This is a genomic window from Streptomyces sp. G5(2025), from assembly GCF_049542075.1.
Lineage (GTDB): Bacteria > Actinomycetota > Actinomycetes > Streptomycetales > Streptomycetaceae > Streptomyces.
Map to the genome: position 1 here is coordinate 5,090,791 of NZ_JBMUZT010000006.1, position 14,325 is coordinate 5,105,115.

Annotated in this window: 16 protein-coding genes and 1 pseudogene; 7 read left to right on the forward strand and 10 right to left on the reverse strand. The window is 70.5% G+C overall.

Annotated elements, in window-relative coordinates; all coding sequences use genetic code 11:
* Positions 1 to 97 precede the first annotated feature (97 nt).
* Positions 98 to 793, forward strand: coding sequence for a DUF1707 SHOCT-like domain-containing protein (locus ACOBQB_RS34100; protein WP_423597331.1), 696 nt, complete (start codon positions 98 to 100; stop codon positions 791 to 793).
* A 124-nt stretch (positions 794 to 917) separates the two neighbouring features.
* Positions 918 to 1,289: a WhiB family transcriptional regulator gene (locus ACOBQB_RS34105; RefSeq protein ID WP_423597333.1), complete on the forward strand. Its 372-nt coding sequence runs from the start codon at positions 918 to 920 to the stop codon at positions 1,287 to 1,289.
* 86 nt (positions 1,290 to 1,375) lie between these two features.
* Here ACOBQB_RS34105 and glpX read toward each other — a convergent pair whose 3' ends face one another.
* Entirely contained in the window at positions 1,376 to 2,407 is a 1,032-nt protein-coding gene (gene glpX / locus ACOBQB_RS34110; RefSeq protein WP_127909988.1) for a class II fructose-bisphosphatase, read from the reverse strand.
* Positions 2,408 to 2,535: 128 nt separating this feature from the next.
* Between glpX and ACOBQB_RS34115 the strand changes: the two genes are divergently transcribed.
* Positions 2,536 to 3,054, forward strand: coding sequence for a DUF4245 domain-containing protein (locus tag ACOBQB_RS34115; RefSeq protein WP_423597335.1), 519 nt, complete (start codon positions 2,536 to 2,538; stop codon positions 3,052 to 3,054).
* 111 nt (positions 3,055 to 3,165) lie between these two features.
* Here the strand turns inward: ACOBQB_RS34115 and ACOBQB_RS34120 are convergent, their stop codons facing one another.
* The 4 genes from ACOBQB_RS34120 to ACOBQB_RS34135 form a co-directional block, all read right to left on the reverse strand.
* On the reverse strand, positions 3,166 to 3,756 hold the full coding sequence (locus ACOBQB_RS34120) for a malonic semialdehyde reductase (RefSeq protein ID WP_423597337.1): 591 nt from the start codon (positions 3,754 to 3,756) through the stop codon (positions 3,166 to 3,168).
* Positions 3,757 to 3,875: 119 nt separating this feature from the next.
* Positions 3,876 to 4,220, reverse strand: a complete 345-nt coding sequence (locus ACOBQB_RS34125) for an exodeoxyribonuclease VII small subunit (RefSeq protein ID WP_423597339.1) — start codon at positions 4,218 to 4,220, stop codon at positions 3,876 to 3,878.
* Positions 4,221 to 4,229: 9 nt separating this feature from the next.
* Complete coding sequence (gene xseA, locus ACOBQB_RS34130; protein ID WP_423597341.1) at positions 4,230 to 5,438, reverse strand: exodeoxyribonuclease VII large subunit; 1,209 nt, start codon at positions 5,436 to 5,438, stop codon at positions 4,230 to 4,232.
* Between the two features lie 82 nt (positions 5,439 to 5,520).
* Positions 5,521 to 6,969, reverse strand: coding sequence for an APC family permease (locus ACOBQB_RS34135; RefSeq protein WP_423597343.1), 1,449 nt, complete (start codon positions 6,967 to 6,969; stop codon positions 5,521 to 5,523).
* 97 nt (positions 6,970 to 7,066) lie between these two features.
* On the opposite strand from ACOBQB_RS34135, the gene ACOBQB_RS34140 reads away from it, so the two are divergent.
* Together ACOBQB_RS34140 and ppgK are read left to right on the forward strand one after the other, a co-directional pair.
* Positions 7,067 to 8,050: a 4-hydroxy-3-methylbut-2-enyl diphosphate reductase gene (locus ACOBQB_RS34140; RefSeq protein WP_423597345.1), complete on the forward strand. Its 984-nt coding sequence runs from the start codon at positions 7,067 to 7,069 to the stop codon at positions 8,048 to 8,050.
* 107 nt (positions 8,051 to 8,157) lie between these two features.
* Positions 8,158 to 8,901 (forward strand): polyphosphate--glucose phosphotransferase, encoded by a 744-nt coding sequence (gene ppgK, locus ACOBQB_RS34145; protein ID WP_423597347.1) that lies wholly within the window; start codon positions 8,158 to 8,160, stop codon positions 8,899 to 8,901.
* Positions 8,902 to 9,332: 431 nt separating this feature from the next.
* On the opposite strand, the gene ACOBQB_RS34150 is transcribed toward ppgK, so the two are convergent.
* Positions 9,333 to 9,974, reverse strand: coding sequence for a DUF6542 domain-containing protein (locus ACOBQB_RS34150; protein ID WP_423597349.1), 642 nt, complete (start codon positions 9,972 to 9,974; stop codon positions 9,333 to 9,335).
* A 224-nt stretch (positions 9,975 to 10,198) separates the two neighbouring features.
* On the opposite strand from ACOBQB_RS34150, the gene ychF reads away from it, so the two are divergent.
* Entirely contained in the window at positions 10,199 to 11,287 is a 1,089-nt protein-coding gene (gene ychF / locus ACOBQB_RS34155) for a redox-regulated ATPase YchF (protein WP_423597351.1), read from the forward strand.
* Between the two features lie 94 nt (positions 11,288 to 11,381).
* On the opposite strand, the gene ACOBQB_RS34160 is transcribed toward ychF, so the two are convergent.
* From ACOBQB_RS34160 to ACOBQB_RS34170, 3 genes and pseudogenes are all read right to left on the reverse strand, one after another.
* Entirely contained in the window at positions 11,382 to 12,188 is an 807-nt protein-coding gene (locus tag ACOBQB_RS34160) for an SDR family NAD(P)-dependent oxidoreductase (RefSeq protein ID WP_423597353.1), read from the reverse strand.
* A 280-nt stretch (positions 12,189 to 12,468) separates the two neighbouring features.
* Positions 12,469 to 12,727, reverse strand: a pseudogene (locus ACOBQB_RS34165) (potassium-transporting ATPase subunit B); the annotation flags it as partial.
* On the reverse strand, positions 12,721 to 12,843 hold the full coding sequence (locus ACOBQB_RS34170) for a hypothetical protein (protein WP_423597355.1): 123 nt from the start codon (positions 12,841 to 12,843) through the stop codon (positions 12,721 to 12,723). The pseudogene ACOBQB_RS34165 and the gene ACOBQB_RS34170, both read right to left, overlap by 7 nt.
* Positions 12,844 to 13,055: 212 nt before the next feature.
* Between ACOBQB_RS34170 and argF the strand changes: the two genes are divergently transcribed.
* Complete coding sequence (argF, locus tag ACOBQB_RS34175) at positions 13,056 to 14,039, forward strand: ornithine carbamoyltransferase (protein WP_423597357.1); 984 nt, start codon at positions 13,056 to 13,058, stop codon at positions 14,037 to 14,039.
* A gap of 51 nt (positions 14,040 to 14,090) precedes the next feature.
* Here argF and ACOBQB_RS34180 read toward each other — a convergent pair whose 3' ends face one another.
* Positions 14,091 to 14,312, reverse strand: a complete 222-nt coding sequence (locus tag ACOBQB_RS34180; protein WP_423597359.1) for an acyl-CoA carboxylase epsilon subunit — start codon at positions 14,310 to 14,312, stop codon at positions 14,091 to 14,093.
* Between the last annotated feature and the right edge of the window lie 13 nt (positions 14,313 to 14,325).

The window sequence follows — 14,325 nt, forward strand, 5'->3', positions numbered from 1 at the left end:
CCGAGTCTGTGAGGTAAGGCTCACTGGGCTCCGGGCCGCCACGCCGGTTGTCCACAGGGGGTAGTCGCGATCTATCGCGTTTGGGTACGCTTCTGATGTGGACCTCGAAAAGCGCCTCCCGCAGACCGCTCCCGCCACAACCGAGGAGTCGGGGTCGCTCCGTGCCTCCGACGCCGACCGGGACCGCACGGCGGACATCCTCCGCGAGGCCATGGCCGAGGGCCGCCTCACCGCCGAGGAACACGCGGACCGCATCGAGGGGGTGTACCGCGCCAAGACTCTGGGTGAGCTGGAGCCGCTGATCGCGGACCTCCCCGCGGCCCACAGCCGGACCGGCGGCCCCTCGTCCGGGTCCGCGCCGGCGCCCGCGCCCGGCAGGCCCTCACCCGGCGCGGTGCCCCCGGTCGCCGACGAGAACCTGGTCGCGGTCCTCAGCGGCTCCGTCCGCAAGGGCCGCTGGCGCGTGGGCCGCCGCACCCATGCGTACGCGATCTTCGGCAGCGTCGAGATCGACCTGAGCGAGGCGATCTTCGAGCAGCGCCAGGTGGTCATCAAAGCGGTCGCGGTCTTCGGTTCGGTCGAGATCCGCGTCCCGGAGAACGTCTCGTTGCGCGGCAGCGGCGCCGGCGTACTCGGCAGCTTCGAGGTGGACACGCTCGACTCCGCTGAGCAGGACGCCCCGGTCGTCTTCGTGGACGGCGCGGCGATCTTCGGCACCGTCGAGGCGCGGCCGAAGCGCGGCAAACTCGTCCGCGACCTGCACCGACGGCTCCGCGGACACCTCGGGCGCTGACGGTCCGCGCCGCGAGGGGCGCGCGTGAACGGCCGTGCGTCGGAACTCAGTGCATAGGCGCGGACACAGCGGGTAGAGCTGCTCCATCGTCTCTCGCTCGCGAAGCCGTCGTCAGGAGTAGACCGTGCAGCAACCGTCGCGTCAGTCCCTGCAGGTCGCCGCTGTTCCGGCCCAGCGGCAGGTGCGGGACCGTACCGATGACGCCCCATGGCACACGGAGGCCGTGTGCCGCCGCGACGAGGCAGGACTGTTCTTCGCCCCGTCCAAGGAGCCGACCGCGGCCAGGCTCTCGCGCGAGGAGGCGGCCAAGCGTGTCTGCGCCCGCTGCCCCGTGATGGTCGAATGCCGCGAGCACGCCCTGCTCCAGCCCGAGCCGTACGGCGTGTGGGGCGGTCTCACCGCCGCCGAGCGCCGCGTGGTCCTGGCCCGCCGCCGCAGGCGCGACCTGGAGCTCCAGAAGGCGGCGCACGCGGCGGGAATCGCCGCCGCGGGATAGGTCTCGGATGCGGGTGTACGAGTAAGGGGGCGTCCCCCGCACGGGACGCCCCCTTACTCGTACGAACCGTCCTGGTCGGCGCGCTCCTACTTCGCGCGGTCGAAGTCGATCGCGCTGTAGGCGCGCAGCTTCGACAGGCGGTGGTCGGAGTCGATCTTGCGGATGGTGCCCGACTTGGAGCGCATGACCAGTGACGACGTCGAGGCGGTCGCCGCGCGGTAGCGCACGCCCTGGAGCAGCTCGCCGTCGGTGATGCCGGTCGCGACGAAGAAGACGTTGTCGCCCTTGACCAGGTCGTCCGTGGAGAGTGTGCGGTCCAGGTCGTGGCCCGCGTCGAGGGCGCGCTGACGCTCGGCGTCGTCCTTGGGCCACAGCTTGCCCTGGATCACGCCGCCCAGGCACTTGATCGCGCAGGCCGAGATGATGCCCTCGGGGGTGCCGCCGATGCCCATCAGCAGGTCGACGCCGGTGCCCTCGCGCACGGCCATGACCGAGCCCGCCACGTCCCCGTCGGAGATGAACTTGATGCGGGCGCCGGTCTCGCGGATCTCCTTGACGATGCCCTCGTGCCGGGGGCGGTCCAGGATCATGACCGTGACGTCCTCGGGCGAGGAGTTCTTGGCCTTGGCGACGCGGCGGATGTTGACCGACGCGGGCGCGTTGATGTCCACGTAGTCCGCGGCCTCGGGGCCGGTGACCAGCTTGTCCATGTAGAAGACGGCGGACGGGTCGAACATCGCGCCGCGGTCGGCGGCGGCCAGCACCGCGATCGCGTTCGGCATGCCCTTGGCTGTCAACGTGGTGCCGTCGATCGGGTCGACCGCGATGTCGACCTCGGCGCCGGTGCCGTCGCCGATGCGCTCGCCGTTGAAGAGCATCGGGGCTTCGTCCTTCTCGCCCTCGCCGATGACGACGACGCCGTTCATCGAGACGGTGTGGACGAGGGTCCGCATGGCCCTGACCGCGGCGCCGTCCGCGCCGTTCTTGTCGCCGCGGCCGACCCAGCGGCCCGCGGCCATGGCGGCCGCCTCGGTGACCCGGACGAGCTCCAGGGCGAGATTGCGGTCGGGAGCCTCGGGAGAGACTTCGAGCTCGGACGGGAGATGATGCTCGGTCATCGGAGCGCACCTTTCTGCTGATACGACGACGGCCGGATGAGGGATTGCGCACGACTCTATCCGTAGGCCGACAAAATGAGCAGTGGACCCCACGCATGAGCGGAGCGGGCGCCTGAGACCATGAGGGCGTGGCAGGCAGACAAGGCAACCAGACCGTCAAGAACATGCTGTGGTCGTTGGTGGTGATCGCCCTGGTCGCGGGCGTCATCTATCTCTTCATCCCGCATGACGAGTCCAAGACCCCCGTCAAGCGGGTGGACTACCGCGTGGAGCTCCTGACGGCCCGGCGGGCCGCGGCGTACCCCGTTGCGGCGCCCGAGGGCCTGTCCAGGGAGTGGAAGCCGACGTCCGTGCGGTTCAACGGCGCCGCTCACGACAACTGGCATCTGGGCTTCCTCGACCCGGACGGCGAGTACGTGGCGATCAAGCAGTCCACCGAGAAGCCGGCCCGGTTCATCGACGACGCCACCCGGGAAGCGGCCAAGACCGACACCGTGGAGAAGATCGGCGGCCGGGACTGGCGGCGGTACGAGGGGTCGACGTACGACGCCCTGGTGAGCACCGAGAAGGGCGCCACGACCGTTGTCGCGGGCACGGCCTCGTTCGGGCAGCTGACGAAGATGGTCGAGGCGCTGAAGACGTCGTGAGCGGGGTGTGCTCGCGCAGGACGGCGACGCCCTGACGTGCGTACGCGAAAGGGCCCCCGGCGGTGTGCCGGGGGCCCTTCGCGCAGCTGCTGTCGGCGTGTGCGCCGTCGCTCAAACGGTGGTGACGACGTCCTCGTAGGCCAGACGCGGGGAGCGCGGGAACCAGGCGTCCTCGCCCGGCCTGCCGATGTTGACGATCATCAGCGGGGTGTGGTCGTCGTCCAGGAACTCCTTCTGGACGCCCGCGAAGTCGAAGCCGGTCATCGGGCCCGCGGCGAGGCCGGCGGCGCGCACGCCCACGATGAAGTAACCGGCCTGGAGCGTGGCGTTCACCAGCGCGGCCTGCTCACGGGCCGGACGCTCGGCGAAGAACATGTCCTTGGCCTGCGGGAAGTGCGGGAACAACGCCGGGAGCTCCTCGTGGAACTCGTTGTCGGCGGAGAGGATCGCGACCAGCGGCGCGGTCGCGGTCTTCGGGCGGTTGCCCTCGGCCATGTGCTGGACCAGGCGCTCGCGGGCCTCGGGGGAGCGGACCAGGGTGACGCGCAGCGGCGACTGGTTGAAGGCGGTCGGGCCGAACTTGATCAGGTCGTAGATCGCCTGGACCTGCTCCTCGGTGACCGGCTCGTCGGTGAAGGTGTTCGCGGTGCGGGCCTCGCGGAAGAGCAGGTCCTGGGCGGCGGGGTCAAGAGCGAGAGACATGGATCAACCTTCTCGAAACGTGCTGTGGATCAGCTGGCACGTCCGACTCTACGACACGTTACGTTTAAGATTCAACCAAAGTCGGTGTGCCGTGATCCGCTTCACAGGTTTTCGCCTGTTCAGTCCGCTGTGCCTGCTGTGCGCGCTGTGCCCGCCGTGTCCGCTGTCTCCGTCGCCGCACTGTCGGAGGCGGCGTAGGCGTCGTCCCCGGCGCTCTCGCCCGCGAGGGCGGCGTCCAGGCGGGCGCGCGCGCCGTCCAGCCAGCGGCGGCACACCTTCGCCAGCTCCTCGCCCCGCTCCCACAGGGCGAGCGACTCCTCCAGCGTCGTGCCGCCGGTTTCGAGGCGGCGTACGACCTCGATCAGCTCGTCCCGCGCCTGCTCGTAGCCGAGCGTGTCCGCCGAGCCCGAGCCCGAGCCCGTGGCCTCGCCCGCCACGTCCGCTTCGTCCGTCTTGCTGGTCATGCGCCCACCCTAAGTGTCGACTCGTACGGTGAATTCGCCCTCGGCCACCCGCGCCCGCAGCTCGTCACCGGCGCTCGCGTCCGCCGGGGCCCGGACGACCGCGCCGTCCGTCTTCTGCAGCACCGCGTACCCCCGCTGGAGGGTCGCCGCGGGGGAGAGGGCCACCACGCGCGCGTGCGTGTGGGTCAGCTCCGAGGCGGCCCGGTCCAGCAGATGCCCGACCGTGCGGCGGGCGCGGTCGGTGAGCGCCGCCACCTGCTCCTCGCGCTCCTCGACCATGCGGTGCGGATGCTCCATGGAGGGCCGGCCCAAGGCATGCGCGAGGCCGCGGTCCTCGCGGTCCAGATAGGCGTCCACACACCGCCGGGCACGGTCGCGCAGCCAGCGCACGCGCTCGTACTCCTCGCCGACGTCCGGTACGACCTTCTTGGCGGCGTCCGTGGGCGTGGAGGCCCGCAGGTCGGCCACGAGGTCGAGCAGCGGGCTGTCCGGCTCGTGCCCGATCGCGGAGACCACCGGCGTACGGCACGCGGCGACCGCCCTGATGAGCTGCTCGTCCGAGAACGGCAGCAGGTCCTCCACGCTGCCGCCGCCCCGCGCCACGATGATCACGTCGACGCCGTCGAGCGCGTCCAGGTCCTTGACGGCCTGGACGACCTGCGGCACCGCGTGCACCCCCTGGACGGGGACGGTGCGCACCTCGAAGCGGACGGCGGGCCAGCGGTGCCGGGCATTCTCCAGGACGTCGCGCTCGGCGGCCGACGCGCGGCCGGTGACGAGGCCGATGAGCTGCGGCAGGAAGGGCAGCGCCTTCTTGCGCTCCGGGGCGAAGAGGCCCTCCCCGGCGAGGCTCTTCTTCAGCTGCTCGATCCGCGCCAGCAGCTCACCGACGCCGACCGGCCTTATCTCGGCGGCCCGCAGGGACAGCTGCCCCCGCGGCGCGTACCACTCCGGCTTGGCGTGGACGACGACGCGGGCGCCCTCCGAGACGACGTCCGCCACGGCGTCGAACACCTGGCGGTAGCACGTGACGCTCACCGAGATGTCGTGCGACGGGTCGCGCAGCGTCATGAAGACGACGCCGGCGCCGGGTCTGCGGGACAGCTGGGTGATCTGCCCCTCCACCCACACGGCACCGAGGCGGTCGATCCAGCCGCCGATGAGCCGCGACACCTGCCCCACGGGGAGCGGGGCGTCCGCGGACGTGTTGAGAGCCATGCGGCGAGCGTAGCGGGAGGGTGTGACAGCCCGGGTGACGCTCGCGCGAGGCCGATTCGCCGCGGGGCGACCGCGGGAGCCCTCACCGTGAAGCGGCGGCCTGGTCCACCCCCCGCCGCGCCCGCTGGACGCCCAGCACCACGAACCCGACCGCCAGCCACACCGCCCCCACCACCTGCGCCGACCCCGACGCCTCCCAGATGACGGCCACCACGATCACCGCCCCCAGCACCGGCACCAGCAGATGCCGCCACCAGCTGAACCCGTCCTCCCGGTGCCGCACCGCGAACCACCCCACCACACTCGCGTGCAGCAGCAGGAACGCGGTGAGCGCCCCGATGTCCACCACCGAGACCAGGTGGTCCATGCCGTCGTCACGCCGCGCCGCCCAGACCGCCGCGACCAGCGTCACCACGGCCGCGCACAGCAGCGCGATCCGCGGCGTACCGGAGTCCGTCCGGGACAGGGCCTTCGGCAGCCGCCGCTCCCGCGCCATCGCGAACAGCAGCCGCCCCGCCGCGGCCTGCCCCGCCAGCGCCGCGAACGCCGCGCCGATCGCCTTGCTGGCGGCCACCAGGTCGTGCAGCCACGCCCCCGCGGCCGAGTTCACGGCATCGTAGAAAGCGGTCCCCTGCTTGCCGGGCTCGGCGGCCAGTTCAGCCGACGACACCGGCTCCAGGAGCGCCACCAGATACGTCTGCGCGATGAACAGCACGCCCGCGAGCGCCAGACAGAACAGCACCGCCCGCGCGACCTTCGCCGAGCCGCCCGTGACCTCCTCCGCGAAGGAGGCGATCGCGTCGAAGCCCAGGTACGACAGGACGGCGATCGACACCGCGCCCACCACCGCCGAGAGCGCGAACGCGCCCTGCGAGCCGTCACCCGTGAGCGGCGAGAGCCAGTCCCGCTGGGCCCCGTCCTGGACCAGGACGACCACGGCCGCGACGACGAAGACGACGAGCACCGCGATCTCCATGGCGAGCACCGCGAAGCCGACCCGCGCCGCAGTCCGCACGCCCCACAGGTTGAGGGCGGTCGTGATGAGCACCGCCAGCGCCGTCCACACCCACCGCGACACCGAGGGGACCAGCGAGTTCATCGCGATCCCGGAGAACAGATAGGCGACCGCCGGGATGAGCAGATAGTCCAGCATCGCCATCCACCCGGCGATGAACCCGGGGCCCTTGCCGAGCCCCACGCGCGCGTACGCGAAGACCGACCCCGCCTGGGGGACCACCCGCACCATCTGGGCGTAGCTGAAAGCGGTGAACGCCATCGCGATGGTGGCGATCAGATAGACGAGGGCGACGGCGCCGTGCGACTTCGCGTCGAGCGTCCCGAAGACACCGACCGGCGCCATCGGGGCGATGAAGAGCAGGCCGTAGACGACGAGGTCCCGGAAGCCGAGACTGCGCCGCAGCCCTGTGCCCTCGGCGGCCTTGGACCCGGGCTCGGGCTCGGGGCCGGCGGAGTGGGCTCCCGGGCCGGCGGACCGACCGGGAGGACCGGACTGACCGGACTGACCGGACATCGTGCCTCCGTAGATCAACGCAGGAGATCAACGCAGCCTCCAGTCTCCCCAACCGGGCGATCTTTGACGCGCTGGGCGCGGCCTTACGATGGTGGGCATGACTGCAACGCCTGGCTCCCGCCGTGTCCTGCTCGCCGCTCCCCGTGGCTACTGCGCGGGCGTGGACCGTGCCGTGATCGCCGTCGAGAAGGCCCTGGAGCAGTACGGGGCCCCCATCTACGTACGCCACGAGATCGTCCACAACAAGTACGTGGTGCAGACGCTGGAGAAGAAGGGCGCCATCTTCGTCGACGAGACGGCGGAGGTCCCCGAGGGCTCCATCGTCATGTTCTCCGCGCACGGCGTGGCCCCGACCGTCCACGCGGAGGCCGCCGAGCGCAAGCTCGCGACGATCGACGCGACGTGCCCGCTGGTCACCAAGGTCCACAAGGAAGCGGTCCGGTTCGCCAAGGAGGACTTCGACATCCTCCTGATCGGCCACGAGGGCCACGAGGAAGTCATCGGCACCTCCGGTGAGGCGCCCGACCACATCACGCTCGTCGACGGCCCCGAGGACGTCGCGAACGTCGAGGTCCGCGACCCCGACAAGGTCGTCTGGCTCTCCCAGACCACGCTCTCCGTCGACGAGACGATGGAGACGGTCGACGCCCTGAAGAACAAGTTCCCGAACCTCCTCTCGCCGCCCAGCGACGACATCTGCTACGCCACGCAGAACCGCCAGATCGCGGTCAAGAAGCTCGCGGAGGACGCCGAGCTCGTCATCGTCGTCGGCTCCAAGAACTCCTCCAACTCGATCCGCATGGTCGAGGTCGCCCTCGACGCCGGCGCCCCCGCCTCCCACCTGGTGGACAACGCCGACGAGATCGACGAGGCCTGGCTGGAGGGCGTGACCACGGTCGGCCTGACCTCGGGCGCCTCCGTGCCGGACGTCCTGGTCGACGGCGTCATCGAGTGGCTGGCCGAGCGGGGTTACGCAGACGTGGAGACGGTGAAGACCGCCGAGGAGTCGATCACCTTCTCGCTGCCCAAGGAACTGCGCAGGGACCTGCGCGCGGAGGCGGCGGAGCTGTCACAGCGCTGATCGTGTCGGCCCGGCTGTCACAGCGCTGATCGTGTCGGCCCGGCTGTCACAGCGCTGATCGTGTCGACCCGGCTGTTACAGCGCTGAGTGGGTCGTACGGTGGGGCCATGCAGATCTTCGGTGTGGACATCGGCGGATCCGGGATCAAGGGCGCGCCCGTAGACCTGGACCGCGGAGACCTGGCGCAAGAGCGGCACAAGGTACTGACCCCGCATCCGGCGACGCCGGACGCGGTGGTCGAGGGCGTGCGCGAGGTGGTGGAGCACTTCGGCTGGACGGGGCCCGTAGGGGCCACGTTCCCCGGCGTGATCACCGGCGGCACGGCGCGTACGGCCGCCAACGTCGACAAGAGCTGGATCGGTACGGACATCCGGGGGCTGGTCTCCGACCGGCTCGGCGGCGCCTCCGTGACCGTACTGAACGACGCGGACGCGGCGGGTGTCGCGGAGATGCACTTCGGCGCGGGCAAGGGGCGCACAGGCACGGTCCTGATGCTCACCCTCGGCACGGGCATCGGCAGCGCCCTGTTCACCGGCGGCCGCCTGGTGCCCAACACCGAGCTGGGCCACCTTGAGCTGAACGGCCACGACGCGGAGAAGAAGGCCTCCTCCAAGGCGCGCGAGGACGAGGACCTGAGCTGGGAGCACTGGGCGCGGCGCGTCCAGAAGTACCTCGCGCATGTGGAGATGCTGTTCTCGCCGGAGCTGTTCATCATCGGCGGCGGCGTGAGCCGCAAGGCGCACAAGTTCCTGCCGCTGATCGAGGGCATCGAGGCGGAGATCGTCCCGGCGCAGTTGCAGAACAACGCGGGGATCGTGGGGGCGGCGATGGCGGCGGCGGGCGAGGCGTAGGCCTTCACGGCATGGTCGCGGGAGGCGGCCGGGTGGTCGGGCGGCCGGGAGGTTGGGCGGCGCCGGGCGGTCAGGTGGCGGTTCCGGCGGTGTCATGGGTGGTCCGGTCGGGTCCCCGAGGGCAAGGTGGGGTCCGGCGGGCAGGGTGGGTTCCCGGCGGGCAGGGTGGGTTCCTGGCGGGCATGCTGGGGTCCCGGCGGTTCGGGCTGTCAGGCGGTGGTCCGCGCGGTCGGGCGGGCTACCGGCGGTCAGGTGGTGGTCTGGGCGGTCACGTGAGTTCCGGGCGCCGGCGGTCAGGTGGTGGTCTGGGCGGTCGCGTGAGTTCCGGGCGCCGGCGGTCAGGCGGCGGGCCAGGCGGTCAGGTGAGGTCGGGCGGTTCGGGCGGTCAGGTGGGGTTCCGCCGGTCTTGGCGGTCCCGGCGGGCCGGGCGGTCAGGCGGCGGGTACGCGCTTGCCGTCGGGTCGCCGGGGCGCCGGCCGCGGGGTTTTACGGCGCTCGGTCATCAGCCGGATCTTGCGCCCGGTCACGATGAGCCCGGCGACGAGCGTGCCCCCGTAGAGCCATCCGGCGTGCAGCGCCAGCGCGGTCACGAGCCCCATGAACTGGCCGCCGAACCCGCCGGAGCCCCCCGCGATCGGGATGATCCCGGCGGCGAAGGCGATCGGCACGGCGACCGGCGCGCTGACCAGGTCCGCCGGGCGCACCCACAGCGCGGTGAGCGCGGCCACGGGCAAAAACAGCACGCCGTACGCGACGAGGGGACTGTCGAACAGCAGCCGCAGCAGACAGGCGAGGACGAACATCGTGGCCGCGCAGAACAGGCCGCTGCCGAGCCCCGTCAGGCGCGGGTTCGGCATCCGCCGCAGCTGGCGGTAGAGCGGGGAGCGGCGCAGCGCCCGTACGAACGGCGGGACGGGACGGCGCGGACGAGCCGCGGCCCGGTACACCGTGCCGGGCTCGGCGGTTCTGCCCTGCGGGGGCAGCGGCGCGGTCCGGCGGGGCCGGGCCGCCGCGGCGGCCTTCGGGTCGGCCTTCGGTTCGGACTGAGGGGGACGCGTCCTGTGTTGCTCCACTGGACCAACCTAGGTCGGCCGCCGCGCGGAAGCCGCCACGGGACACGCCCTTTGGGTGACCTTGGCCATGCGTTCGACAGGGGGAGGGCCGGGCGGGCGGCCGTCCGGAGGGGCAGTCGGCGGTACGCCGTAGACTGGTGGATCGGCCCACGTACGAAGCGCACGCACCAAGCGCGGGTACGAAGGGCCGCCCCACCCAGCCCTGACGTACGGGAAGTCGCAACGTGTCGCTCACGATCGGAATCGTCGGTCTGCCCAATGTCGGCAAGTCGACCCTGTTCAACGCCCTGACCAAGAACGACGTGCTGGCGGCCAACTACCCGTTCGCCACGATCGAGCCGAACGTCGGCGTGGTCGGCGTCCCCGACCCCCGCCTGACGAAGCTCGCGGAGGTCTTCTCCTCGCAGAAGGTCCTCCCGGCGACGGTCGACTTCGTCGACATCGCGGGCATCGTGCGCGGCGCGAGCGAGGGCGAGGGCCTCGGCAACAAGTTCCTCGCGAACATCCGCGAGTCGGACGCGATCTGCCAGGTCATCCGGGCCTTCAAGGACGAGAACGTCGTCCACGTCGACGGCAAGGTCTCGCCCAAGGACGACATCGAGACGATCAACACCGAGCTGATCCTCGCCGACCTCCAGACCATCGAGAAGGTCCTGCCGCGCCTCCAGAAGGAGTCGCGCATCAAGAAGGACATCGCGCCGAAGGTGAAGGCGGTCGAGGAGGCCAAGGAGATCCTGGAGCGCGGTGACACGCTCTTCTCGCAGGGCATCGTCCAGGGCTCGGGCAACGAAGAGCTCCTCCACGACCTGCACCTCCTCACCACCAAGCCCTTCCTCTACGTCTTCAACGTCGACGAGGACGAGCTGACGGACGACGACTTCAAGGCCGAGCAGCGCGCGCTGGTCGCCCCCGCGGAGGCGATCTTCCTCAACGCCAAGCTGGAGGCGGACCTCGCCGAGCTGGACGACGAGGAGGCGCTGGAGCTCCTCCAGTCGGTGGGCCAGGAGGAGCCGGGCCTCGCCACCCTCGCCCACGTCGGCTTCCGCACGCTGGGCCTCCAGACCTACCTCACGGCGGGCCCCAAGGAGTCCCGCGCCTGGACGATCAAGAAGGGCGCGACGGCCCCCGAGGCGGCGGGCGTCATCCACACGGACTTCCAGAAGGGCTTCATCAAGGCCGAGGTCATCTCTTTCGCGGACCTGGTCGAGACGGGGTCGGTGGCGGAGGCCCGGGCGGCGGGCAAGGCGCGCATGGAGGGCAAGGATTATGTGATGCAGGACGGGGATGTGGTGGAGTTCCGCTTCAATGTCTGACCGGTGACTTGGCGCCACTTCGCTGATCTGGCAAACATGCAGTTCATAAGGGTCTGACTCTTCGGAGTCAGGCCCTTTGAGCTGTCCCGTTCCTTCAGGCGGTGTGGCCGACGAGGAGGTCGGCGAGTTTGGTGAGGCGCTTGACGGTGCGGGTCTCGGTGGCGGCAGTGGCGGGTGAGACGCGCTGGTCGCGGTCGTAGTAGGCGCCGTTGACGATCTCGGTCGCCGGGTCGCAGAGCCGTACGACGTGGGCGGCGCCCTCGGCGGGGGAGGTGCCCTCGTGTGCGTAGAGCGGCAGAAGGCTGGTTGCGCAGATGCCGGGGTGGACGGAGACGGCGGTCACCCGGGGGTCGGCGGCGAACACGGTGAGGGCGAGCTGCGACTGGGCGTAGGCGGCGAGTCGGGAGTAGCGGCGGGTCCGGTTGGGGTCGTTCCACTGGATGGACCCGGTGCGGTGCAGCGCGGAGGATACGTTGATGACCCGCCCGCCCGGGTCGCTCGTCAGTGCCTGCTCCAGCAGATGCGTGAGGAGGTAGTGCGCGAGGAAGTTGACCTGGAAGGCGATCTCGTTGCCGTCGGCGGTGACCGTGTGACGCTCGGGAGCGGCCATGCCGGCGTTGTTGACGAGGACATCCATGTGGGGATGGGCCGCGGCCACGTGGTGGGCGAGCTGTTCGACTTCCTTCAGGCGGGCGAAGTCGGCGCCGTACGCGCACAGGCGGTCTGCCCGCACGCCCGGGAGGGTCACGAGCCGGTCGACGGCAACGTGCGCCTCCTCGATGGTGCGGCCGTGCACGAGAACCGTGGCGCCGCGTTCGGCGAGCAGCCGCGCCGTCTGATGGCCGATGCCGGACGTGGCTCCGGTGACGAGAACGGTGCGTCCGGACAGGGAAGAAGACATGGTTGGTCCAGGGTTCGAGTGAGTGGTACCCGTACGTGAAAGAAGGGGCGCCGGACCGGGTACGGTCACGGCGCCCGGAGCAGACGAAACGGGTCGGCGTCAGCGCATGGCGGACACGCCCGGGCAGCGGGGCATGCGACACGGCGGCGCCTGATGAGGCGGCCGGTCCAACAGAAGCCACGCGCTGTTCATGCCTCTCATCGAACCCGCGGCTGTCGTCCGGAACAAGGCCGACGGGCCTTTCCTGACCGTCCTCTGATGTGCTCCTGCCGGGTTCTCGGCCGAGGCCGGGTCCACGGTGGAGACGGCCAGGTCGATCAACTCGATGCCGGCGAACGGCAGAACCAGGCCGCCGAGCCCGTACAGCGTGAGGTTGCGGCGCAGGAGGTCGGGCGCCGAGGCCGGGGCGCAGCGGACGCCGCGCAGGGCGAGCGGGATGAGAGCCACGATGAGGCGACGTCGTTGGTGATCGAGAGGGTCGGCAGGGGCGTCCCGGGTATGAGGAGTTGCTTGCCGATCCGGGCGATCTCGATCAGCTGTGCTCATCACCGGCCCAGCAGCTGCCGAGAACATCGTCGGGCTGGTCGTGGCCGCCGCTCAAGCCCATGAGCGCGAACACCGCGACCATGGCGACGACGAAGAGCAGATCGGCCATCGCATGTTCCGGGAAGAGGTCCGGAGAGAAACGGGCGCCCGAGGAATTCGCCTGCCTGCCATGGTCGGCCTGGGCGGCGCCCTACGTTTCCGGGCGACCTCCACCGACGCGGTTGACCCCAGATGGCTGCATGTTAATGTAATAGTCTGCATGTTTATCGATCCAGTGATCCCAGTGATCGTCGACGCTGGTCAGACTTCGGAGGTAGTGCCGTGACGATTTCGAGCCTCAAGGGGCGCAGCCTGCTGTCCCTGCGCGAGCTCAGCGGCGACGAGATCCGGGAGCTCCTCGACAAGGCGGCCGATCTCAAGGAGCGCACGGCTCTGGGGCAGGACGTGCCCGCTCTGGCCGGCAAGAACATCGCCCTGATCTTCCTGAAGCCCTCCACCCGTACGCGTGTCTCCTTCGTCGTCGCCTCGACGCAGTCCGGCGCGCACCCGGAGATCTTCAACCGCGACGACATCCGCTTCGGCATCAAGGAGTCCGTGCGGGACATCGCGCGTGTCTTCGGCCGCGTCTTCGACGGCATCATGTTCCGCGGCTATGAGCACGCCACGGTCGCCGAGTTCGCCCAGTACGCCGGTGTCCCCGTGTGGAACGGTCTGTGCGACAGCTACCACCCCACCCAGGTCCTCGCCGACCTCCTCACCCTCCGGGAGAACTTCGGCGACCTGGAAGGCCTGCCGCTGACGTACGTCGGTGACGGGCGCAACAACATGGCCGTCACCCTCGCCATCGCCGCCGCCAAGCTCGGCCTCGACCTGCGTATCCTCGCCCCCGCGCAGCTCCAGCCCGCCCCCGAGGTGATCAAGGAACTGCTCGACGGGCGTGAGTCGGACAAGGCCCGGGTGCTGGTCACGGACTCGCCCGAGGAGGCGCTGCGCGGCTCCGCCTGCGTCTACGGCGACGTGTGGGTCTCCATGGGCGAGGAGGACCGGATGCAGGAGCGCATCGAACTGCTGCGCCACCTGAAGGTGACGAGCGACCTCATGGCCCTCACCGGCCGCGAGGACAGCATCTACCTGCACTGCCTGCCGGCCTTCCACCTCCTCGACACGGAGACCGCGATCGAGAACCCCGACATCCGTGAAGTGGATGACGACGTCTTCGAAGGGGAGCGCAGCCGGGTCTTCGACCAGTCGGAGAACCGCATGCACACCGCCAAGGCTTTGATGCAGCTCACCATCGCCGGGTGACGCCGGAGCGACGCGCCCCCAGGGGGCGCGTCGCTCCGCGTTCGCCTCGGCTCAGCCCTGCCAGCTGTGCGGGGGGTGGAAGTCGTCGCGGCGCCAGGCCGTCGTCGGGGCCGGGGCGTTGGTGGTCGTCGTGGGCGGGGGCGCGGTACGCGAGAGCAGCAGTACCGTGACGGCGGCCAGTTCGTCGTCGGTGACCTCGCCCTTCTCGATGCGGATGTCGGCAGGGCCGTCAGCTGTTGTGTCTGTTGTGTCTGTTGTCTCTGTAGTGGGCAAGGGGGCCTCCCGG

What these genes read in the sequence shown, in the direction of transcription:
- ACOBQB_RS34170 (WP_423597355.1), bottom strand. Translation starts at nt 12,843, where the DNA reads ATGGCCGATCTGCTCTTCGTCGTCGCCATGGTCGCGGTGTTCGCGCTC.
- ACOBQB_RS34135 (WP_423597343.1), bottom strand. Translation starts at nt 6,969, where the DNA reads ATGTCCGGTCAGTCCGGTCAGTCCGGTCCTCCCGGTCGGTCCGCCGGC.
- glpX (WP_127909988.1), bottom strand. Translation starts at nt 2,407, where the DNA reads ATGACCGAGCATCATCTCCCGTCCGAGCTCGAAGTCTCTCCCGAGGCT.
- ppgK (WP_423597347.1), top strand. Translation starts at nt 8,158, where the DNA reads ATGCAGATCTTCGGTGTGGACATCGGCGGATCCGGGATCAAGGGCGCG.
- xseA (WP_423597341.1), bottom strand. Translation starts at nt 5,438, where the DNA reads ATGGCTCTCAACACGTCCGCGGACGCCCCGCTCCCCGTGGGGCAGGTG.
- ACOBQB_RS34120 (WP_423597337.1), bottom strand. Translation starts at nt 3,756, where the DNA reads ATGTCTCTCGCTCTTGACCCCGCCGCCCAGGACCTGCTCTTCCGCGAG.
- ACOBQB_RS34125 (WP_423597339.1), bottom strand. Translation starts at nt 4,220, where the DNA reads ATGACCAGCAAGACGGACGAAGCGGACGTGGCGGGCGAGGCCACGGGC.
- ACOBQB_RS34140 (WP_423597345.1), top strand. Translation starts at nt 7,067, where the DNA reads ATGACTGCAACGCCTGGCTCCCGCCGTGTCCTGCTCGCCGCTCCCCGT.
- ACOBQB_RS34160 (WP_423597353.1), bottom strand. Translation starts at nt 12,188, where the DNA reads ATGTCTTCTTCCCTGTCCGGACGCACCGTTCTCGTCACCGGAGCCACG.